Origin of the sequence: Tardiphaga sp. vice154 (assembly GCF_007018645.1) — a bacterium.
Lineage (GTDB): Bacteria > Pseudomonadota > Alphaproteobacteria > Rhizobiales > Xanthobacteraceae > Tardiphaga.
Map to the genome: position 1 here is coordinate 3,479,926 of NZ_CP041399.1, position 20,246 is coordinate 3,500,171.

Annotated in this window: 30 protein-coding genes; 2 read left to right on the plus strand and 28 right to left on the minus strand. The window is 62.0% G+C overall.

Annotation, left to right across the window (positions count from 1 at the left end):
- Positions 1-103 precede the first annotated feature (103 nt).
- Entirely contained in the window at positions 104-1,459 is a 1,356-nt protein-coding gene (locus FIU28_RS16250; RefSeq protein WP_246661010.1) for a DegQ family serine endoprotease, read from the minus strand.
- 427 nt (positions 1,460-1,886) lie between these two features.
- On the opposite strand from FIU28_RS16250, the gene FIU28_RS16255 reads away from it, so the two are divergent.
- Together FIU28_RS16255 and FIU28_RS16260 are read left to right on the plus strand one after the other, a co-directional pair.
- Positions 1,887-3,329: an OprO/OprP family phosphate-selective porin gene (locus tag FIU28_RS16255; protein WP_368039313.1), complete on the plus strand. Its 1,443-nt coding sequence runs from the start codon at positions 1,887-1,889 to the stop codon at positions 3,327-3,329.
- A 127-nt stretch (positions 3,330-3,456) separates the two neighbouring features.
- Positions 3,457-4,470 (plus strand): zinc-binding alcohol dehydrogenase family protein, encoded by a 1,014-nt coding sequence (locus tag FIU28_RS16260; protein WP_143574259.1) that lies wholly within the window; start codon positions 3,457-3,459, stop codon positions 4,468-4,470.
- Positions 4,471-4,717: 247 nt separating this feature from the next.
- Here FIU28_RS16260 and FIU28_RS16265 read toward each other — a convergent pair whose 3' ends face one another.
- The 27 genes from FIU28_RS16265 to rplC all read right to left on the minus strand — a co-directional run bounded on the left by FIU28_RS16265 (position 4,718) and on the right by rplC (position 20,180).
- Positions 4,718-5,512: an SDR family NAD(P)-dependent oxidoreductase gene (locus FIU28_RS16265; protein ID WP_143574260.1), complete on the minus strand. Its 795-nt coding sequence runs from the start codon at positions 5,510-5,512 to the stop codon at positions 4,718-4,720.
- Between the two features lie 280 nt (positions 5,513-5,792).
- A complete protein-coding gene (gene rplQ / locus FIU28_RS16270) occupies positions 5,793-6,209 on the minus strand; it encodes a 50S ribosomal protein L17 (protein WP_143574261.1) in 417 nt (138 codons plus the stop codon).
- Between the two features lie 114 nt (positions 6,210-6,323).
- Entirely contained in the window at positions 6,324-7,355 is a 1,032-nt protein-coding gene (locus tag FIU28_RS16275) for a DNA-directed RNA polymerase subunit alpha (RefSeq protein WP_143574262.1), read from the minus strand.
- A 103-nt stretch (positions 7,356-7,458) separates the two neighbouring features.
- Positions 7,459-7,848 (minus strand): 30S ribosomal protein S11, encoded by a 390-nt coding sequence (rpsK, locus tag FIU28_RS16280; protein WP_143574263.1) that lies wholly within the window; start codon positions 7,846-7,848, stop codon positions 7,459-7,461.
- A 112-nt stretch (positions 7,849-7,960) separates the two neighbouring features.
- Positions 7,961-8,329, minus strand: coding sequence for a 30S ribosomal protein S13 (gene rpsM, locus FIU28_RS16285; protein WP_143574264.1), 369 nt, complete (start codon positions 8,327-8,329; stop codon positions 7,961-7,963).
- Positions 8,330-8,521: 192 nt separating this feature from the next.
- Positions 8,522-9,445, minus strand: a complete 924-nt coding sequence (locus FIU28_RS16290; protein WP_143574265.1) for an adenylate kinase — start codon at positions 9,443-9,445, stop codon at positions 8,522-8,524.
- Positions 9,442-10,773 carry a preprotein translocase subunit SecY gene (gene secY / locus FIU28_RS16295; protein WP_143574266.1) on the minus strand — a complete coding sequence of 444 codons (1,332 nt, stop codon included), beginning with the start codon at positions 10,771-10,773 and terminating at the stop codon, positions 9,442-9,444. The genes FIU28_RS16290 and secY overlap by 4 nt, the downstream gene beginning before the upstream one ends.
- Before the next feature lie 149 nt (positions 10,774-10,922).
- Entirely contained in the window at positions 10,923-11,414 is a 492-nt protein-coding gene (gene rplO, locus FIU28_RS16300) for a 50S ribosomal protein L15 (RefSeq protein WP_143574267.1), read from the minus strand.
- Between the two features lie 113 nt (positions 11,415-11,527).
- Positions 11,528-11,722 (minus strand): 50S ribosomal protein L30, encoded by a 195-nt coding sequence (gene rpmD / locus FIU28_RS16305; RefSeq protein WP_143574268.1) that lies wholly within the window; start codon positions 11,720-11,722, stop codon positions 11,528-11,530.
- Between the two features lie 23 nt (positions 11,723-11,745).
- Positions 11,746-12,318: a 30S ribosomal protein S5 gene (gene rpsE / locus FIU28_RS16310; RefSeq protein ID WP_143574269.1), complete on the minus strand. Its 573-nt coding sequence runs from the start codon at positions 12,316-12,318 to the stop codon at positions 11,746-11,748.
- A gap of 70 nt (positions 12,319-12,388) precedes the next feature.
- Positions 12,389-12,751 (minus strand): 50S ribosomal protein L18, encoded by a 363-nt coding sequence (rplR, locus tag FIU28_RS16315; protein WP_143574270.1) that lies wholly within the window; start codon positions 12,749-12,751, stop codon positions 12,389-12,391.
- Between the two features lie 11 nt (positions 12,752-12,762).
- Positions 12,763-13,296 carry a 50S ribosomal protein L6 gene (gene rplF, locus FIU28_RS16320; protein ID WP_143574271.1) on the minus strand — a complete coding sequence of 178 codons (534 nt, stop codon included), beginning with the start codon at positions 13,294-13,296 and terminating at the stop codon, positions 12,763-12,765.
- A gap of 13 nt (positions 13,297-13,309) precedes the next feature.
- A complete protein-coding gene (gene rpsH, locus FIU28_RS16325; RefSeq protein ID WP_143574272.1) occupies positions 13,310-13,708 on the minus strand; it encodes a 30S ribosomal protein S8 in 399 nt (132 codons plus the stop codon).
- A 12-nt stretch (positions 13,709-13,720) separates the two neighbouring features.
- Positions 13,721-14,026 carry a 30S ribosomal protein S14 gene (gene rpsN, locus FIU28_RS16330; RefSeq protein ID WP_143574273.1) on the minus strand — a complete coding sequence of 102 codons (306 nt, stop codon included), beginning with the start codon at positions 14,024-14,026 and terminating at the stop codon, positions 13,721-13,723.
- 43 nt (positions 14,027-14,069) lie between these two features.
- A complete protein-coding gene (gene rplE, locus FIU28_RS16335; RefSeq protein WP_143574274.1) occupies positions 14,070-14,627 on the minus strand; it encodes a 50S ribosomal protein L5 in 558 nt (185 codons plus the stop codon).
- Entirely contained in the window at positions 14,620-14,934 is a 315-nt protein-coding gene (rplX, locus tag FIU28_RS16340; protein ID WP_143574275.1) for a 50S ribosomal protein L24, read from the minus strand. Before rplX ends, rplE begins: the two co-directional genes overlap by 8 nt.
- Entirely contained in the window at positions 14,934-15,302 is a 369-nt protein-coding gene (rplN, locus tag FIU28_RS16345; RefSeq protein WP_143574276.1) for a 50S ribosomal protein L14, read from the minus strand. Before rplN ends, rplX begins: the two co-directional genes overlap by 1 nt.
- Positions 15,303-15,366: 64 nt before the next feature.
- Positions 15,367-15,615: a 30S ribosomal protein S17 gene (rpsQ, locus tag FIU28_RS16350; protein ID WP_143574277.1), complete on the minus strand. Its 249-nt coding sequence runs from the start codon at positions 15,613-15,615 to the stop codon at positions 15,367-15,369.
- A 10-nt stretch (positions 15,616-15,625) separates the two neighbouring features.
- Positions 15,626-15,835, minus strand: coding sequence for a 50S ribosomal protein L29 (gene rpmC / locus FIU28_RS16355; RefSeq protein ID WP_143574278.1), 210 nt, complete (start codon positions 15,833-15,835; stop codon positions 15,626-15,628).
- A 10-nt stretch (positions 15,836-15,845) separates the two neighbouring features.
- Positions 15,846-16,259 (minus strand): 50S ribosomal protein L16, encoded by a 414-nt coding sequence (gene rplP, locus FIU28_RS16360; protein ID WP_143574279.1) that lies wholly within the window; start codon positions 16,257-16,259, stop codon positions 15,846-15,848.
- 24 nt (positions 16,260-16,283) lie between these two features.
- Complete coding sequence (gene rpsC, locus FIU28_RS16365) at positions 16,284-16,982, minus strand: 30S ribosomal protein S3 (RefSeq protein ID WP_143574280.1); 699 nt, start codon at positions 16,980-16,982, stop codon at positions 16,284-16,286.
- 17 nt (positions 16,983-16,999) lie between these two features.
- Positions 17,000-17,383 carry a 50S ribosomal protein L22 gene (rplV, locus tag FIU28_RS16370; RefSeq protein WP_143574281.1) on the minus strand — a complete coding sequence of 128 codons (384 nt, stop codon included), beginning with the start codon at positions 17,381-17,383 and terminating at the stop codon, positions 17,000-17,002.
- Between the two features lie 10 nt (positions 17,384-17,393).
- On the minus strand, positions 17,394-17,672 hold the full coding sequence (gene rpsS / locus FIU28_RS16375) for a 30S ribosomal protein S19 (protein ID WP_143574282.1): 279 nt from the start codon (positions 17,670-17,672) through the stop codon (positions 17,394-17,396).
- 12 nt (positions 17,673-17,684) lie between these two features.
- Entirely contained in the window at positions 17,685-18,518 is an 834-nt protein-coding gene (gene rplB, locus FIU28_RS16380) for a 50S ribosomal protein L2 (protein ID WP_143574283.1), read from the minus strand.
- 12 nt (positions 18,519-18,530) lie between these two features.
- Positions 18,531-18,830, minus strand: coding sequence for a 50S ribosomal protein L23 (locus tag FIU28_RS16385; protein WP_143574284.1), 300 nt, complete (start codon positions 18,828-18,830; stop codon positions 18,531-18,533).
- Positions 18,827-19,447, minus strand: coding sequence for a 50S ribosomal protein L4 (gene rplD / locus FIU28_RS16390; protein ID WP_143574285.1), 621 nt, complete (start codon positions 19,445-19,447; stop codon positions 18,827-18,829). The genes FIU28_RS16385 and rplD overlap by 4 nt, the downstream gene beginning before the upstream one ends.
- Position 19,448: 1 nt before the next feature.
- Complete coding sequence (rplC, locus tag FIU28_RS16395; protein WP_143574286.1) at positions 19,449-20,180, minus strand: 50S ribosomal protein L3; 732 nt, start codon at positions 20,178-20,180, stop codon at positions 19,449-19,451.
- Positions 20,181-20,246 lie beyond the last annotated feature (66 nt).

Here is a 20,246-nt window from a genome sequence, read left to right on the forward strand (position 1 = left end):
CCCGGCTTCGCTACGCTTCGCCGGGCCACCCTCCCCACCCCGCGAAGCTTCGCTTCGCCGGGGGGGAGGGAAAGAAGTCGCGGCGCGGCTTGCGTGATGATCGTCATCCGCCGAGCGTGACGTTGATCTGCTGGCCGGCGCGGACCAGGATGATGCGCCAGATGCGGGAGCGGTCGCGGGTGGCTTTTTCCAGATCGCCGGTGCGGGTGATCTTCTGATCGTTCACCGCGAGAATGACGTCGCCCTTCTGGAAGCCGACGGAGGCTGCGGCGGCATTGTCAGCGAGTTCGGTGACGACGACGCCTTCGATCGAGGAATCCAGACGCAACTCGTCGGCCAGCGCCGGCGAGATGTTGGCGACCCGCGCCCCCTGGAACGGCGAGCGCGTGGTGATAACGATCTCCTCGCGATTGGTATCGGGCGCGGTTTCCAGCGCGATGGTCAGCTTCAACGGCTTGCCGCCGCGCTGCACGTCGATCTGCGCGGTGCCGCCGAGCGGGCGGGTGGCGAAGCGATAGTCGAAGGCGTTGGGATCATCGACAACCTGCCCGTCGATCGCCACGATCAGGTCGGACAATTTCAACCCGGCCTTGGCCGAGGGGCTGTTCGGCGTGATGTTGGCGACCAAGGCACCGGACGGCGTCTTGAGGCCAATGGTTTCGGCGATCTCCGGCGTCACCGCCTGCAGGCGGGCGCCGAGCCACGGCCGCTTCACCGCCTTGCCGCCCGATTTGGCGGAAGCGACGACCACGCGCACCATATTTGCGGGGATCGCAAAGCCGATGCCCTGCGAGCCGCCGGAGCGCGAAAAGATGGCGGTATTCACGCCGACGAGCTTGCCCGCCATGTCGACCAGCGCGCCGCCGGAATTGCCGGGATTGATCGCGGCATCGGTCTGGATGAAGAACTGATAGTCGGTGATCCCCACCTGGGTACGCGCCAGCGCCGAGATGATGCCGTGGGTCACGGTCTGGCCGACGCCGAACGGGTTGCCCATCGCCAGCACGACATCGCCGACCAGGAGGTCGTCGGAATTGGCAAAGTCCAGCGTCGGGAATTTCTCCTTGCCGTCCTTGATGCGCAGCACCGCCAGATCGGTGCGGCTGTCCTTCAGCACGATCTCGGCCTCGAACTCGCGCTTGTCGGACAGCGAGATCTTGACCTGATCGGCGCCCTCGATGACATGGTTATTGGTGACGACGAGGCCGGAAGCATCGACCATCACGCCGGAGCCGAGCGAGCGCTGCATCTGCTCGGGCTGGATGCCCTGGCCGCCGAAGAAACGGCGGAACAAGGGATCCTCCATCAGCGGATTGCGAACCTGCACCGTCTTGGCGGCGTAGACGTTGACCACGGCCGGCTGCACCCGCTGCACGATCGGCGCATATGACATCCGCAATTCGGTCGGCGAGGCCGGCACCCGGCGTTCCTGCGCCTGACCGCCGCCCGCGGACAGCAGGGCGGCGCAAAGGGCGAACGCGGTCGCGAAACGGAGATGGGTCAAGATGCAGGCCTCGTTAAGGAAATCGCAGGGAATATAGGCCGCCCGGCCTGGCAATCAAAGGGTGGGTTTGCTGCGAATCAGGCTGCCAGAGCGCTGCGGATTCGCAGGCTCGGCGGCAGTTCGGACCCCCTCGTACCAACGCCTGGCCGAAGCCACGTAACGATCACAGGAGGATCGCCATGCCAGGCGCATCGATAATGTCCGGTATCGCTCACGAAAGCCACACTACGTCGCAAAACGGACCCAGAACCGCCCGGAACCCGGCAAGTCGCTTCCCTTGCCGTCCGATCGGCGCGACCAATCGTCCCATCGTTAACGAGGGATGATTTCGATGTCGATCACAAGACTCGGGGCCGCTACGGCGGCCGGACTTTTCGGAGTCATGGCAGCGCTGCCGGCGCAGGCGCAATCGGCCGGCGACAGCGAGATCGCGCTGCTGAAGGCGCAGCTCAAGCTGATGGAGCAAAAGCTCGACCGGCTGCAGAAGCAGACCCAGGCCAACACCACGGCTGCTGCCTCCGCCAGTGCCAAGGCGACGACCGCCAGCGCCAAGGTCGATGCCCGGGTGAACGTGACCAACGCCCAAGCCGCCTACCCCACCAAGGGGCCAGTTCTGCCGGTCAGCGGCGCCTATGTAAAGATGCCGGGCAACCGCCCGACGATCTGCACCGACGACAACCGCAACTGCGTTGCCATCACCAGCCGGCTGCATCTCGATGTCGGCGGCTATGACTACCGGCCGAACAGCGGCCTTACCGCGCCGCAGAACGCCCAGAACGGCGTCAATGCCCGCCGCGCCCGCATCGGCGTGCTCGGCACCTTCGCCGGCGATTGGGACTATGCGCTGGTCTATGATTTCGGCGGCACGCCGGACAGCCCGTCGGCGCTCGAGAATGCGTATGTTACCTATAAGGGCATCAAGAACCTCTATATCGACGCCGGCTATATGGATGTGCCGTATACGCTCGACGAAGCCACCAGCTCCAACAACATCACCTTCATCGAACGCGCCTCGTCGCAGGTGATCGCCACCAACGTCGCCGCCGGCGACTTCCGCTCCGCCGTCGGCTTCCACGCCAATGGCGACAATTGGTGGGTCGGCTCGTACTTCACCGGCCCGTCATCGACCGTGTCGCATACGCTGCGGGCGCAGACCGGCGCCACCGCGCGCGGCGTCTTCGTGCCGGTCAACAATGCGGTCGGCTCGTTCATCATCGGCGCCGATGCGCAGTTCCTGTTCGACACCGGCGGCGCGCCCGGCGTCAACAATCTGTCATCGTTCAGCGAACGCATCGAAAGCCGGATTGATCCGGCGACCAATGCGCTGCTCAACGCCAACAGCTTCCTGACCAACGTCAAGGGCGTGCAGGTGTTCTCCGGCGAGGCCGCGGGCCAGATCGGCAGCTTCTACGCCCAGGGCGAATATTTCGACTATAATGTCGAGCGGCAGGCAGGCTTCGCCGACGCGCACTTCAACGGCGGCTATGCGCAGGCGAGCTATGTGCTCACCGGCGAACGGCGGAAGTACAATCCGGTGACCGGCTCCTATGGCGGCATCAATCCGGCGAAGCCGGCGCACTTGCAGTCCGGCGATTACGGCGCCTGGGAAGTGGCGGCGCGCTACAGCCAGATGAGCCTGAACGACCAGAACATCCGCGGCGGCGAATTGAAGAACACCACGGTCGGCGTCAACTGGTACGTCAACACGAACGTCCGCTTCATGTTCAACTGGATCCACGGCCAGGTCGACAAGGCCACCGCCGCCAGCCTCGACATCGGCGCCAAATACGACGTGTACACGATGCGTACGCAGGTGGCTTTCTAACGGACTTATTCCGGCCAACGACAAGTGCAGGAGCGGCCGCAAGGTCGCTCCTGCACTTATTGAGCGGATGCGCTTGCAAACCACCCGCCGACGCGGCACCTAGAGATCAACAATCAGGGAGCTTGCCATGAAGGCCGTTGGATACACCGCATCACTACCGATCGAAGAAGCCCAGTCGCTGGTCGATTTCGAGACCGCCACGCCGAAGCCTGTCGGGCGCGACATCCGCGTCGCGGTGAAGGCGGTGTCGGTCAATCCCGTCGACACCAAGGTGCGCAAGCGTGCCGCCCCGTCCGCAGGCGAGCACAAGATCCTCGGCTATGACGCCGCTGGCATCGTCGATGCGGTCGGGCCGGACGTCAAGCTGTTCAAAGTGGGCGACGAGGTGTTCTACGCCGGCTCCATCCTGCGCCAGGGCACCAATGCGGAATTCCATCTGGTCGACGAGCGCATCGTCGGCACCAAGCCGAAGACGCTGTCCTTCGCGCAGGCCGCAGCCTTGCCGCTGACCTCCATCACCGCGTGGGAATTGCTGTTCGACCGGCTCGGCGCCCTGCCCGGCCGCAGTGTCGATCCGCGCTCTTTGCTGATTACCGGCGGCGCCGGCGGCGTCGGCTCGATCCTGATCCAGCTCGCGCGACGCCTCACCGGCCTCACCGTGATCGCCACGGCGTCGCGGCCGCAGACCGTGAAGTGGTGCGAGGACCTCGGCGCCCACGCGGTGATCGATCACTCCAGGCCGATGAAGGATCAGATCAAGGCGCTGAAGCTGCCTGATGTCGCACTGATCGCCAGCCTGACGAACACCGACGATCACTTTCCGGCGCTGGCCGACATCCTCTCGCCGCAGGGCAGGATCGGTCTGATCGACGATCCCGCGAGCGTCAACTTCTCGCTGCTCAAGGGCAAGGCGGGATCGCTGCACTGGGAATCGATGTTCACGCGCAGCTCGTTCCAGACCGCAGACATGATCGGCCAACACCATCTGCTGAACGACGTCGCCGACATGATCGACAAGGGCGTATTGCGCACCACGCTCGACCAGACCTACGGCACCATCAACGCCGCAAATCTGAAGCGCGCGCATGCGCAGATCGAGTCCGGCAAGTCGGTCGGCAAGATCGTGCTCGAAGGCTGGTAGATCCAGCCATCGACGCGGTTTTTAGCTAGTTATCAAAGCTGTGTTACAAAGAGAGGCGGCCTGCCCGGCGCGCCTCTCTTTTTCATGCCGCCGGCAACTTGCGACGGCTGACGCGCGCTATCACCCGTGCCGGGGAACGCCACAGCAAGCAGCGCCCCTATTTCGTCCTCCTGCCGAGCAGCGCCCCTGCGGGGGTCTCCATGGCATGAGGTCGGCGTTTGGCGGACTGGCAAGCCTGTCCGGCATCCTACGCAATCGTCTGCACGATGCCGCCTTCGACGCGCAGCGAGGCGCCGTTGGTCGCCGAGGCTTCCTTGGAACTAACATAGACCACCATATTGGCAATTTCGTCGACGCTGGCGAGGCGCTGGATCAGCGAGGTCGGGCGGTTCTGCTTGACGAAGTTGACGCCGGCCTCGTCCTCGGACTGGCCCTGCTGCCGCGCCAGATCCTTGATGAAGGTCTCGACGCCCTCCGACAATGTCGGACCCGGCAACACGGAGTTGACCGTCACCGCCGTGCCCCTGGTGAGTTCGGCAAGGCCGCGCGACACCGACAGTTGCGCCGTTTTGGTCATGCCGTAGTGGATCATCTCGCGCGGAATATTGAGACCCGATTCCGACGAGATGAAAACGATGCGGCCCCAGTTGCGCTTCAGCATGCCCTGCATGTAGGCGCGCGACAGCCGCACGCCGGACATCACGTTGACCTCGAAGAACCGCGTCCAGTCCTCGTCGGGAATATCGAAGAAGCCCTTCGGCTCGAAGATGCCGGCATTGTTGATCAGGATATCGACGTCCGGCAGCGCTTCGACCAGCGCCTGGCAGCCTGCCGCGGTCGAGACGTCGGCGGCCACGCCCTTCACCTTGGCGCCCGGCAACGCCTTGGCGATCGCCGCGACGGCGGCATCGACCTTGGGCTTCGTGCGGCCATTGACGACGACCTCCGCGCCGGTGGCAGCAAGCCCTCTGGCAATGGCGTGGCCGATGCCGGCGGTCGAGCCGGTCACGAGGGCGGTCTTGCCGGTGAGATCGATCTTCATTGCGTCGCTCCATGTGATGATGGAGCTGATATCGGAACGCGCGGGACGGAGCGCAATCGCGCTCACGCGCGGGTGATGCCTCGTATCCAGCAACAAGTACAACTGTCATCGCCCGTCCCGGCGCGCACTTGCGCGCTGGGACCGGGCGATCCAGTACACTCGGGCCTATGTTTACTGGGGTACCCGGTCAAGCCGGTCGACGATATGGGAGTGTGCGGACGCAACAAAAAAGCGGCACCCGAGGGCGCCGCTTTTCCGAAACACGAAAGAAGAAGCTGCTTTACGCGGCTTCCGACTTCTTTTCCTGGGTCGGGCCGGAATCGAGACCCTTGGCATCGGGATCGCGGTCGACGAATTCGATCAGCGCCATCGGGGCGTTGTCGCCGTAGCGGAAGCCGGCCTTGATGATGCGGGTGTAGCCGCCCTGACGGTCGGCATAGCGCTTGGCGATGACGTCGAACAGCTTGCGAACCTGATCCTGGTCCTTCATTTCGCTGATCGCCTGGCGGCGCATGTGCAGGCCACCCTTCTTGCCAAGCGTGACGAGCTTCTCGACGATCGGACGGAGTTCCTTGGCCTTCGGCAGCGTGGTGATGATCTGCTCGTGCTTGATCAGCGACGCGCACATGTTGGCGAACATCGCCTTGCGGTGTTCGGCGGTGCGGTTGAGCTTACGATGAACCTTACCGTGACGCATGATATCTAATCCTATTCAATTGCCACGACGGTTCGTCGGACATGTTTCAGGTGGGCTGCCTGTGTTCGCCCGCGGCAGTACGGCCGGCGTTAGCCGGCCATCCGCCATTCGTTTCTAGTAGTGGTCTTCGAAGCGCTTGGCCAACTCGTCGATGTTTTCCGGCGGCCAGCCGGGCACTTCCATGCCGAGGTGCAGACCCATCTGGGCGAGCACTTCCTTGATTTCGTTGAGCGACTTGCGGCCGAAGTTCGGGGTGCGGAGCATTTCGGCTTCCGACTTCTGAACGAGATCGCCGATGTAGACGATGTTGTCGTTCTTCAGGCAGTTCGCCGAACGCACCGACAATTCGAGCTCGTCGACCTTCTTGAGGAACGCCGGGTTGAAGGCGAGATCCGGAATGATCTCCTGCGCGACTTCCTTGCGGGGCTCCTCGAAATTGACGAACACGTTGAGCTGGTCCTGCAGGATGCGCGCGGCGTAAGCCACCGCGTCATCCGGCGTCAGCGCGCCGTTGGTCTCGATCGTCATGGTCAGCTTGTCGTAGTCGAGGATCTGGCCCTCGCGGGTGTTCTCGACCTTGTACGAAACCTTTCGAACCGGCGAGTACAGGCTGTCGACCGGGATCAGGCCGATCGGCGCGTCTTCCGGACGGTTGAACTCGGCGGCAACGTAGCCCTTGCCGGCGGCGACGGTAAATTCCATGCGGATCTCGGCGCCCTCGTCGAGGGTGCAGAGCTGCAGGTCGGGGTTAAGCACGGTGACGTCGCCGACGGTCTGGATGTCACCAGCGGTCACGGCGCCCGGGCCCTGCTTCTTGATGACCATGCGCTTCGGGCCTTCGCCGAGCATCTTGATCGAGATGTCCTTGACGTTCAGCACGATGTCCGTGACGTCTTCACGCACGCCGGAGATCGAGGAGAACTCGTGCAGCACGCCGTCAATTTGCACGGCCTGCACGGCCGCGCCCTGCAGCGACGACAACAGGATGCGGCGCAGCGCATTGCCGAGCGTCTGGCCGAAGCCGCGCTCGAGCGGCTCGGCCACGAGGGTCGCAAAACGGGTTGGATCGCTGCCAGGGGTCACCTGCAGCTTGTTCGGCCGGATCAGCTCCTGCCAATTCTTCTGGATCGTTACTGTATCACCCATGCCGGTAAACCTCAGGCTTTGGAGATCGCGGTTCGTCCGCGCGATATCAAATCAACAAAAACAATCGCGGGCGGCCGATGCCACCCGCGTTCGCAACAAATCCTTAGACGCGCCGACGCTTGCGCGGGCGGCAGCCATTGTGCGGGATCGTGGTGACGTCGCGGATCGAGGTCACGGTGAAGCCCGACGCCTGCAGCGCGCGGAGCGCCGATTCACGGCCCGAACCGGGGCCCGCAACTTCGACTTCCAGCGTGCGCATGCCGTGTTCCTGCGCCTTCTTCGACACGTCTTCCGCAGCGACCTGCGCGGCATAAGGGGTCGACTTGCGAGAGCCCTTGAAGCCCATCGTACCGGCCGACGACCAGGCAATGGTGTTGCCCTGTGCGTCGGTGATGGTGATGGTCGTGTTGTTGAACGAGGAGTTCACGTGAGCGATGCCGGATGCAATGTTCTTGCGTTCACGACGACGGACGCGGGTGGCTTCCTTGGCCATGTGTAACCTTTCTATGTGATCTCAAACGCCGCCGTAATGCCAGCGGCTACACCTCAACGGGGAATGGCGAACAGCATGCTGTCCGCCCTCCTCCGCTATGATCCTTGCGAAATTACTTCTTCTTGCCGGCGATCGACTTGGCCGGACCCTTGCGCGTACGCGCATTGGTGTGGGTGCGCTGGCCGCGAACCGGCAGGCCGCGACGATGGCGCAGGCCGCGGTAGCAGCCGAGATCCATCAGGCGCTTGATGTTCATGCCGGTCTCGCGACGAAGATCGCCTTCGACCATGTAGTCACGGTCGATGACTTCGCGGATCTGCAAGACTTCGGCGTCCGACAGCTGGTTGACGCGACGATCGGTCGGGATCTTGACCTTCTCGAGAATGTCAGCGGCGTTCTTCTGGCCAATGCCATGAATATACTGAAGCGCAATGAGGGCGCGCTTGTTGGTCGGGATATTTACACCGGCGATACGGGCCAAGACTTCTCTCCTGTCACCGGTCCATCACGGAGCGGCATTATATTCATTCTGTCGGGGTTGTCGGGCGGGTCTCCGCAAAACGCGAACACGACGCCCGCCCCCTGAACTTGGTGGGGCCCGGCATCGTCTGACAAACATCCGACTGGATTACGGGCCTTATTAAAGTATTCGACTTCGTTCCGTCAACCTCGACTAGCGTTTGGCTCGCTTTTTCGCGGTCTTCTTGACGGAATTGGCCGCCCTCTTCGCCCCGAAAACCGCTTTTTTTGCGGTTTTCGCGGACTTTTTCACGGTTTTACCTTTGGCGACCGATTTCGCGGCCTTCTTCGGCGCCTTGGCAGCCTTCTTGGCGACCTTCTTGACGGCTTTCTTCACCGCCTTCTTGGCTGCTTTGGCCGGCTTGGCCTTCTTTGCCGGCGCCTTTACGGACTTTTTCGCCGCTTTCTTCGCCGGCCTGGCGGCCGATTCGCGCTTTACGGCGACCTTCTTCTTCGCGGACTTGCGCACGGTCTTCTCCGCGCTGTCCGAATCGGCGATCGCATCGAGCACGCGGTTGATTTCGAGCGTCACTTCTTCGATCGACATCATGCCGTCGATGGTGATCAGCTTCCGCTTGTCCGAGTAGTAGTGCACCAACGGCTCGGTCGACGCGCGGTAGTTCGACAACCGCTGGGAAAGCACTTCCGGCGTGTCGTCATTGCGCACAGTCTCGCCGCGCTCGGTCATCTGCGCGATGCGCGCCTCAACCCGCTGCAGCAGTGCGCTCTCGTTGACGCGCAATTCGATCGCGGCGTCGAGCTTCAGCCCCTTGGACTTCAGCAGCGCATCGAGCGCTTCGGCCTGCGGCACGGTGCGCGGGAAGCCGTCCAGGATGAAGCCATGGGCGGCATCCGGCAGTTCGATCCGGTCGGAAATGATACCGACAACAACCGCGTCCGGTACCAGGCCGCCCGAGGCCATGATGTCCTTCGCCTTGAGGCCGATCTCGGTCTCGGCGGCGACGGCGGCGCGAAGCATGTCGCCGGTGGAAAGCTGAACGATGTTGTAACGCTCGACGAGACGCTGTGCCTGCGTTCCCTTGCCCGCCCCCGGCGGCCCGAGAAGAATCAGCCTCATTTGCGCCGACCCCTCAGCTTCGATTTGCGGATCAGGCCTTCATACTGGTGCGCCAGCAGATAGCCCTGCACCTGCGCGACCGTATCCATCGTGACGGAAACCACGATCAGCAGCGACGTGCCGCCGAAGTAGAACGGCACCGACGCATAGGAGATCAGGATCTCCGGGATCAGGCAGACGATAGCCAGATAAGCGGCGCCGAGCACGGTGACGCGCGACAGCACGAAGTCGATATATTCGGCCGTGCGCTCGCCCGGACGGATGCCCGGGATGAAGCCGCCATGCTTCTTGAGATTGTCGGCGGTCTCGGTCGGGTTGAACACGATGGCCGTGTAGAAGAACGCGAAGAAAACGATCAGCCCGATATAGGTGATCAGGAACAGCGGACGGCCGTGGCCAAGCTGCGTAGTGATCCACTGGAACCACTCCGGCCCCTTGCCGGCATTGAAGCTGGCGATGGTCGCCGGCAGCAGCAGCAGCGAGGAGGCGAAGATCGGCGGGATCACGCCGGACGTGTTGAGCTTGAGCGGCAGATGCGAGGACTGACCCTCGAACATCTTGTTGCCGACCTGGCGCTTCGGATACTGGATCAGCAGCCGGCGCTGTGCGCGCTCCATGAACACGATGAAGGCGATCACGACGACGGACATGATGATGACCAGCAGGATCAGGCCGGTCGACAGAGCGCCCTGGCGGCCCAGCTCGAGCATGTTGGCGATCGCAGAGGGCAGCTCGGCGACGATGCCGGCCAGGATGATAAGCGAAATGCCGTTGCCGATGCCGCGCGAGGTGATCTGCTCGCCCAGCCACATCAGGAACATGGTGCCGCCGGTCAGCGTCACCGTGGTCGAGAGCAGGAAGAACATGCCGGGTTCGCTGACGACATTGCCCGCGCCCTGCAGACCGACGGCGATACCATAGGACTGGAAGAGCGCCAGGATCACTGTCAGGTAGCGGGTGTACTGGTTGAGCATCTTGCGGCCGGACTCGCCCTCCTTCTTGAGGGCCTCGAGCTTCGGCGACACGGTGGTCAATAGCTGGATGATGATCGATGCCGAAATATACGGCATGATGTTCAGCGCAAAGATCGCCATGCGGTTGATGCCGCCGCCGGCGAACATGTTGAACATGCCGAGAATGCCGCCGGCCTGCTGCTTGAACACAGCTTCCCATGCGGTGGGGTCGATGCCCGGCAGCGGAATATAGGTGCCGAACCGATAAACCAGCAGCGCACCCAGGGTGAACCAGATGCGCTTCTTCAGTTCATCGGCCTTGCCGAGCGCCGAAAAGTTGAGGTTTGCGGCTAATTGTTCTGCTGCAGAGACCATAGTGACCTTCTTCCGCGCCCCTCGCGCCACAATGCCCCGACCAGCGGGGCATTCGGCAGACGCCGGACATTAATTGGTGCTCGGCATTGATAAATTCTACCGCCGAAACGCGCAAGACCGTCTGCGGTCGCAGACGGTGACGCAGATGATTAAGCGGCCTCGCCTTCGGCCTTCTTCGGCTTCGGGTTGAGGATCTTGACGGTGCCGCCGGCCTTCTCGATCGCCTCGATGGCAGACTTCGAAGCGCCATGCACTTCCACGGTCAGCTTGACGTTGATCTCGCCACGGCCGAGCAGACGGACGCCGTCCTTGGCGCGACGGATGACGCGAGCCTTGACCAGCGATTCGGCGTTGATGACGCCCGCGGTGTCGATCACCTTATTGTCGATCGCATCCTGGAGACGGTCCAGGTTGATCTCGGTGAAGTCGAGGCGGAAGATGTTGTTGAAGCCGCGCTTCGGAAGACGACGATGCAACGGCATCTGGCCGCCCTCGAAGCCCTTGATCCGCACGCCCGAACGCGCGGTCTGGCCCTTGCCGCCACGGCCGGACGTCTTGCCCTTGCCGGAACCAATACCGCGGCCGACGCGCATACGCTTTTTGCGGGAGCCGGCGTTATCGGCGATATCGCTGAGCTTCATCGTTCTCTTCCCTTTATCGGACCGCCGCCCTGAAGCCCGATATCCGGGCCTCGAAGGAGCGTCGGTTGTCACCTGGCACAGCCGATCTGCGGCTGCCTGGAGGCGACGTGAGCTTACTTATCCTCGACCACGCGGACGAGGTGCTGAACCTTGGCGATCATGCCGCGAACCGAAGGAGTATCCTCCAGCTCGGAGACGCGACCGATCTTATTGAGCTTCATCCCGATCAGGGTCGCGCGCTGCGAGTGATGGCGGCGGATTGCGCTGCCGATCTGCTCGACCTTGATCATCTTTGCGGCGGTTGCCATCGTGGTAACTCCAAAAGTCGTGATTACTCAGCGACCACTTCAGCGTCACCGCCAACGCGGCGCGACTGCAGGGTGGACACCTTGATGTTGCGACGGGCGGCGACCGAACGCGGCGAATCCTGATGCTTCAGCGCATCGAAAGTGGCGCGAACCATGTTGTAGGGATTCGACGAACCGATCGACTTGGCGACCACATCCTGGATGCCGAGCGTTTCGAACACGGCGCGCATCGGGCCGCCGGCGATGATGCCGGTACCGGCCGGGGCTGCACGCAGATAGACGCGACCCGCACCGTGGCGGCCGGCGATATCGTGGTGCAACGTGCGACCCTCGCGCAGAGCGACGCGCAGCAGGTTGCGCTTGGCCGATTCGGTGGCCTTGCGGATCGCTTCGGGAACCTCACGTGCCTTGCCGTGACCGAAACCGACCCTGCCCTTCTGATCGCCAATCACGACCAGCGCTGCGAAACCGAAGCGCTTGCCGCCCTTGACGACCTTGGCCACACGGTTGATGTGGACCAGCTTGTCGACGAATTCACTGTCGCGCTCTTCCCGGCCGCCCCTGTGGCCGCCACCGCGCTCGCGTTCACCTGCCATGGTGTTTTCCAATCCCTGAGAGGCTCACGCCCCAATCCTGTGTCCGTTCAATCAATGAAAGTGTCGTCGCTTAGAAGCTGAGGCCGCTTTCACGAGCCGCATCCGCAAGCGCCTTGACGCGACCATGGTAGAGATAGCCACCACGATCGAACACGACTTCCTTGACGCCATTCTTGACCGCACGCTCGGCGAGCAGCTTGCCGACCGCCTTCGCGGCATCGACGTCCGCACCGGTCTTGCCGGATTCGCGCATCGTCTTTTCCAGCGAGGAAGCCGACGCAAGCGTCTCGCCCTTCAAATCGTCGATCACCTGAGCGTAGATATGCTTCGACGAGCGGAAAACCGACAGGCGCGGACGACCATTGGCGGTCCGGCGAAGCGAGAGCCGCACGCGTTGCTTGCGCCGGGCATTCGTAATCTTGAGTTTCGACATGTCCGGCTCCGTTACTTCTTCTTGCCTTCCTTGCGGAAGATAAACTCGTCGGAATATCTCACGCCCTTGCCCTTGTAGGGCTCCGGCGGACGATAGCTGCGGATCTCCGCGGCCACCTGACCAACGCGTTGCGAATCGTTTCCGGAGATGAAGATCTCGGTCGGCTTCGGCACCGTGATCAAGATCCCCTCCGGGATATCATAGACGACATCGTGGCTGTAGCCGAGCGCGAGCTGCAGCTTCTTGCCCTGGAGAGCGGCACGATAGCCGACGCCGGTGATGTCCAGCTTCTTTTCGAAGCCCTTGGTGACGCCTTCGAGCAGATTTGCGATCTGCGCGCGGGCGGTACCGTAGAGTGCGCGGGCGCGATTGGTCTCGATCCGCGGCTTCACCGTAATGGAGCCGTTGTCGAGCTTCACCTCGACGTCGTCGTGGACGATGAACTGAAGGTTGCCCTTCGGGCCCTTCATCTTGACCACCTGGCCATCGACGGTAGCGGTGACGCCCGCGGTGACCGTGACTGGCTTTTTGCCAACTCGTGACATGGCTAATCCTTCCTCAGAACACCGTGAAGAGAACTTCGCCGCCCACGTTCGCTTCGCGCGCTTCGTGGTCAGCCATAATTCCCTTGGGTGTCGACAAAACCGAAATGCCAAGACCGTTCTTCACGCGCGGCAGGTTCTTCACCGAGACGTAAACACGACGTCCTGGCTTCGAAACGCGCTGAATTTCACGGATGACCGGTTCGCCATCGAAATATTTGAGCTCGACTTCGAGCTCGCTACGGCCGCTCGAATGCTCGACGCTGGCGTAGCCACGGATGTAGCCCTCGTTCTTCAGCACTTCGAGCACATTTGCGCGCATCTTGGAGCCGGGGGTCGAAACCTTCGGCTTGACGCGCATCTGAGCGTTGCGGATGCGGGTGATGAGGTCGCTGATCGGGTCGTGCGTTGACATGATGCGATCCCCTTACCAGCTCGACTTCACGAGCCCGGGAACCAGGCCGCGAGAGCCCAGGTCACGCAGCGCGATACGGCTGAGCTTGTTAATGCGATAGACCGCATGCGGACGGCCGGTGATCTCGCAACGATTCATGATCCGGACCGCCGACGAATTACGCGGCATTTCGGACAACTTCATCGTTGCGGCGAACCGCTCTTCCATCGGCAGGGTCTTGTCGGCGATGATGGCCTTGAGCTTCGCGCGCTTGGGCGCAGCGTTCTTGGTCATCCGCTTCCGACGGTTATTCTTCTCGATCGAACTCTTCTTTGCCATGCTTGGCTCCTGGGTTACCGCGTTTGAAAAGCTTGTCAGCTTCTCACTGCCGGAACGGGAAATTGAAGGCGGTCAACAGCGCGCGGCACTCATCGTCGGTCTTTGCAGTCGTGCAGACCGTGATGTCCATGCCCCACGTCTCCCCCATCTTGTCGAAGTCGATTTCGGGGAAAATGATGTGTTCCTTGATGCCGAGCGAGTAGTTGCCGCGGCCGTCAAAGCTCTTCGGGTTCAGGCCGCGGAAATCTCGGACGCGCGGCAGCGCGACGTTGATCAGGCGGTCGATGAACTCGTACATCTTGACCTTGCGCAGGGTCACCTTGGCGCCGATCGGCTGGTTTTCACGCAGCTTGAAGGTCGCGATGGCGTTGCGCGAGATCGTGATCACCGGCTTCTGGCCGGCGATCAGCGCGAGATCGGCAGCTGCCGTCTCGGCCTTCTTGCGGTCGTTGACGGCTTCGCCGATGCCCATGTTGAGCACGACCTTGTCAAGACGCGGAACCTGCATGACATTCTGATAACCGAACTGCTCGGTCAGCTTGCCACGGATCTCCTGGTCGAACTGTTCACGAAGACGCGGAATATAAGCGGTTTCAGACATCGATCTGATCTCCCGAGCGCTTGGCGATCCGAACCTTGGTGCCATCCGCCTGAATCTTGAACCCGACGCGGGTCGGCTTGCCGTCCTTGCCGACGATGGCAATGTTGGACAGCTGGATCGGCGCCTCTTTCGAGATGATGCCGCCTTCCTGGGCCTGGGTCTGCTTCTGATGCTTCTTGACGAGGTTGACGCCGCGAACCAGCGCCTTGCCTTCGGTCGGACGAACCTCGAACACTTCGCCGGTGCGCCCCTTGTCGCGACCGTTCAACACGATGACCTTGTCACCCTTGCGAATCTTGGCAGCCATTACAGCACCTCCGGCGCAAGCGAGATGATCTTCATGTGGTTCTTGGCGCGCAGCTCGCGCGGCACGGGCCCAAAGATACGGGTACCGATCGGCTCCGACTGATTGTTGATCAGCACGGCAGCGTTACGGTCGAAGCGGATGACCGAACCGTCAGCGCGGCGAATGTCCTTGCGGACACGAACCACGACGGCCTTCATCACGTCGCCCTTCTTGACCTTCCCGCGTGGGATGGCTTCCTTGATCGATACGACAATAATGTCGCCAACAGTAGCATACCGGCGCTTGGATCCACCAATCACCTTAATGCACATGACACGGCGTGCGCCTGAATTATCGGCCACGTCGAGGTTGGTCTGCATCTGAATCATTGATGCACCTCGTCCTCTGATTTATGCGCAAAGTCGCGCGTAGATGAAATGCGCAAGTCGCGCTTTAGGCGGTCTTCTTCTGTTCGCCCCGGACAACCGTCCAGCGCTTCAGTTTGGAGATCGGCTTGCTCTCCTCGATCCACACCATGTCGCCCGGCTTGAACTCGTTGTTCTCGTCGTGCGCGTGATAGTTTTTCGAGGTCCGAATGGTCTTCTTGTAGATCGGGTGCGTAAAGCGACGATCGACGCGGACGACAACCGTCTTGGCTTGCTTGTCGCTGACGACCACGCCCTGAAGTGTACGTTTCGGCATGTTCGGCCCCTTACTTCGACTTCACGTCGCGCTTTTGCGCGGCGATGGTCTTGATTCGTGCGATGTCACGACGCGCTTCACGCAGGCGAGTCGTATTCTCCAACTGCCCAGTAGCACGCTGGAATCGCAGATTAAAGCGTTCCTTTTTCAGACCGAGGACGGCGTCGTCCATCTGGTCCTGGCTCATCGCTCGGATATCGGCGGTTTTCATCTCGGCCATGATCTTACCCTTACTCGGCAATGCGCGTGACGAAGCGCGTCTTGATCGGCAGCTTCGCGGCGGCCAGCGTGAACGCCTCCTTGGCGGTCTGCTGGGTGACGCCGTCGATCTCGAACAGCACCCGGCCCGGCTTGACGCGCGCAACCCACAGTTCCGGCGTACCCTTGCCGGAACCCATGCGGACTTCGGCAGGCTTCTTCGAGACCGGCAGATCCGGGAAGATGCGGATCCAGACGCGGCCGGCACGCTTCATGTGACGGGTCAGCGCGCGGCGCGCGGCTTCGATCTGACGGGCGGTGAGGCGCTCGGGCGCCATCGCCTTCAGGCCGAACTGACCGAACGCCAAGGTTGCGCCGGAGGTCGCCACGCCGTGAATCCGGCCCTTATGCGCCTTCCGGAACTTGGTCTTCTTTGGTTGCATCATGGCTTACGCCCTCAAACCTTCTGATTAAGCAGCGTCGCGACGCGGGCGGGAATTGTCACCCTCGGCCATGCGCTTGTCCTGGGCCATCGGATCGTGCTCAAGGATTTCGCCCTTGAAGATCCAGACCTTGACGCCGCAGGTGCCGAACGTCGTGAACGCGGTGGCGACGCCGTAGTCGATGTCCGCGCGCAGCGTGTGCAACGGCACGCGACCTTCGCGATACCATTCCATACGCGCGATTTCCGCGCCGCCAAGGCGACCCGAGCAATTGATGCGGATGCCTTCGGCACCGAGGCGCATCGCCGACTGCACCGCCCGCTTCATCGCGCGGCGGAACGCCACGCGGCGCTCAAGCTGCTGCGCGATCGACTCGGCGACCAGGGTCGCATCGAGTTCCGGCTTGCGGATTTCGACGATGTTGATCGTGACGTCCGAAGCGGTGATGTCCGACACCTTCTTGCGAAGCTTGTCGATGTCAGCGCCCTTCTTGCCGATCACGACGCCCGGACGTGCCGAGTGGATCGTGACGCGGCACTTCTTGTGCGGACGCTCGATGATGATCTTGGCGACAGCCGCCTGCTTCAGTTCCTTGTGCAGCACTTCGCGGATTTTGACATCCTCGTGCAGCAGCTTGCCGTATTCGTTCTTGCCGGCGTACCAACGTGAATCCCACGTACGGTTGATGCCAAGACGCAGACCGATTGGATTGATCTTCTGACCCATCGTACTCTCCCGCGCCCTTAAGCTGTCGCCGCTTCAACCTGACGAACAACGATCGTCAGCTGCGCGAATGGTTTGAAGATGCGTCCCGAACGGCCGCGGCCGCGCGGGGAAAAACGCTTCATGACAATGCCCTTGCCCACATGGGCCTCGGAGACGACGAGCGCGTCGACATCGAGGTCGTGGTTGTTCTCGGCATTTGCGATCGCCGACTCAAGGCACTTCTTGACGTCGACGGCGATGCGCTTGCGCGAAAACTGCAGGTCGGCGAGCGCGGCGGAAGCCTTCCGGCCGCGGATCATCTGCGCCACCAGGTTCAGCTTCTGCGGGCTCACGCGCAACATGCGGGCGATCGCCTTGGCCTCGTTATCCGGGAGGCTCCGTTCGCGCTTTGGCTTGCTCATAACTTAGTCCTCAGCCCTTCTTGGCTTTCTTGTCGCCCGAATGACCGTGGAAGGTACGGGTTGGCGAGAACTCGCCGAACTTGTGACCGACCATTTCTTCATTGATGGCAACAGGTACATGCTTTTGGCCGTTATAAACGCCAAAGGTAAGACCGACAAACTGCGGCAGGACCGTGGAGCGACGGCTCCAGATCTTGATGATGTCGTGACGCCCTGACGCGCGAGCAACTTCTGCCTTCTTGAGCAGCGAGCTCTCGACGAACGGGCCTTTCCAGACTGAACGAACCATGTCCGGCGATCCTTACTTCTTCCGCTTGTGGCGGCTGATGAGAATGAACTTCGTAGTCGACTTGTTCGAGCGCGTCTTCTTGCCCTTGGTCGGCTTGCCCCACGGGGTAACCGGATGACGGCCGCCCGAGGTCTTGCCTTCACCACCACCGTGCGGATGGTCGACCGGGTTCATCGACACGCCGCGGTTATGCGGGCGACGACCAAACCAGCGCATACGGCCGGCCTTGCCCATCGAGGTATTCATGTGGTCGGGGTTCGACACGGCGCCGATTGTCCCGGTGCAACGGCCGTGAACCAGGCGCTGCTCACCGGAATTCAGGCGAACGATCACATAGTCATGGTCGCGGCCGACGAGCTGGGCGTAAGTGCCGGCGGAACGGGCGATCTGGCCGCCCTTCCCGATCTTCAGCTCGACGTTGTGGATGATGGTGCCGATCGGCATGTTTCCGAGCGGCATGACATTGCCCGGCTTCACGTCGACGTAGTTTCCGGCAATCACGGTGTCACCGACGGCGAGACGCTGGGGCGCGAGGATGTAGGACAGCGTCCCATCTTCGTACTTCAGCAGCGCGATGAAGGCGGTGCGATTCGGATCGTACTCGAGTCGCTCGACCTTTGCAGGCATATCGACCTTGGTACGCTTGAAATCGACGATACGGTAGGTCTGCTTGTGACCGCCGCCGCGAAAACGAACGACCGTGCGACCGGTGTTGTTACGACCGCCGGAGGAGTGCTTGCCTTCGGTAAGCGTCTTGACCGGCTTGCCCTTGTAGAGGCCCGAGCGATCGACGATGACGAGCTGGCGCTGGCCAGGGGTCGTCGGGTTGAATTTTTTAAGTGCCATCGGATATCCGCCTTATAGCCCGGTCGTGACGTCGATGCGGTGGCCCTCTTCGAGGGTCACGATCGCACGCTTGACGTCCGACTGCGAACCGAAGTTGCCACGAAACACCTTCTGCTTGCCCTTGCGGACCAGCGTGTTCACGCTCTTCACTTTGACATCGAACAGCTTCTCGATGGCTTCCTTGATCTGCGGCTTGGTGGCCTTGATCGCGACCTTGAACACAACCTTGTTGAATTCGGACGCAACGGTCGCCTTCTCGGTCACCACGGGGGCGACGATGATGTCGTAATGGCGCGGGTCAATGTTCTTCATTTGAAGCGCGCCTCCAACGCATCGAGTGCCGCACGGGTCAGAACCAGCTTGTGACGGCGCAGAATGTCATAGACGTTGATGCCCTGGATCGGCAGCACGTCGATGTTCGGAATGTTGCGGGCCGCCATGGCGAAACCGGTGTGGACTTCGGCGCCATCGACGATCAGCGCATTGGTCAGGCCGAGGCCCGAGAAATGACCGATCAGGGCCTTGGTCTTGGCTTCTTCCAGGGTGGCGTTCTCGATCACGATCAAGCCGCCGTCCTTGGCCTTCGAAGACAGAGCGTGCTTCAGAGCCAGCGCGCGAACCTTCTTGGGCAGATCGAACGCATGAGAGCGCACGACCGGACCGAAGGCGCGACCACCGCCGCGGAACTGCGGGACACGGGCCGAACCGTGACGCGCACCGCCGGTGCCCTTCTGCTTGTACATCTTCTTGCCGGTGCGCCAGATCTCGGCGCGACCCTTGGTCTTGTGCGTGCCAGCCTGGCGCTTGGCGAGCTGCCAGTTGACGCAACGCTGGATGATGTCGACGCGCGGGTCGAGACCGAAGATGGCATCCGACAGCTCGATCGAACCTGAGTCCTTGCCCTCAAGCGTGGTGACGTTCAATTTCATCTCACACGCCCTCCTTCTCGGCGACAGGTGCCTCGGCAGGGGCTTCCTGCTCGGCGCCAACCAGGCGGAACTTGCCAGGCTTCGGCGCTTCCTTCGGAAGAGCCTTCTTGACGGCGTCGCGAACCGCGATCCAGCCGCCCTTGGAGCCGGGAACGGCGCCTTCGACGAGGATCAGGCCGCGCTCGACATCGAGCTGCACAACACGCAGGTTCAGCGTGGTGATCTTGTCGACACCCATGTGACCGGGCATCTTCTTGTTCTTGAAGGTCTTGCCGGGATCCTGACGTCCGCCGGTCGAACCGATCGAACGATGCGATACCGAGACGCCGTGGGTGGCGCGCAGACCGCGGAAATTCCAGCGCTTCATACCGCCGGCAAAACCCTTACCGACCGAGGTACCGGTGACATCGACAAACTGACCGACCACGAAGTGGTCCGCCTGGATCTCGGCGCCGACCGGGATCAGCGCGTCTTCCGACACGCGGAATTCCGCGACCTTACGCTTGGGTTCAACCTTGGCGACCGCGAACTGTCCGCGTTCAGCCTTCGGCAAATAAACGGTTTTGCGCGTGCCCGAACCGAGCTGCAACGCAACGTAACCATTCTTCTCGCTGGTGAGGTGACCTAACACCTGGCAATTGCCCAGCTTTAGCACGGTCACTGGAATGTGCTCACCGGTCTCCGTAAAGACCCGTGTCATTCCGACCTTTTGTGCGATCACTCCGGAGCGCATCGGCGTGCTTCCTGTTCTTTCTGTCCGTTTGACGGGACTGGACCTAAAAAAATTCGTCTGTGACTC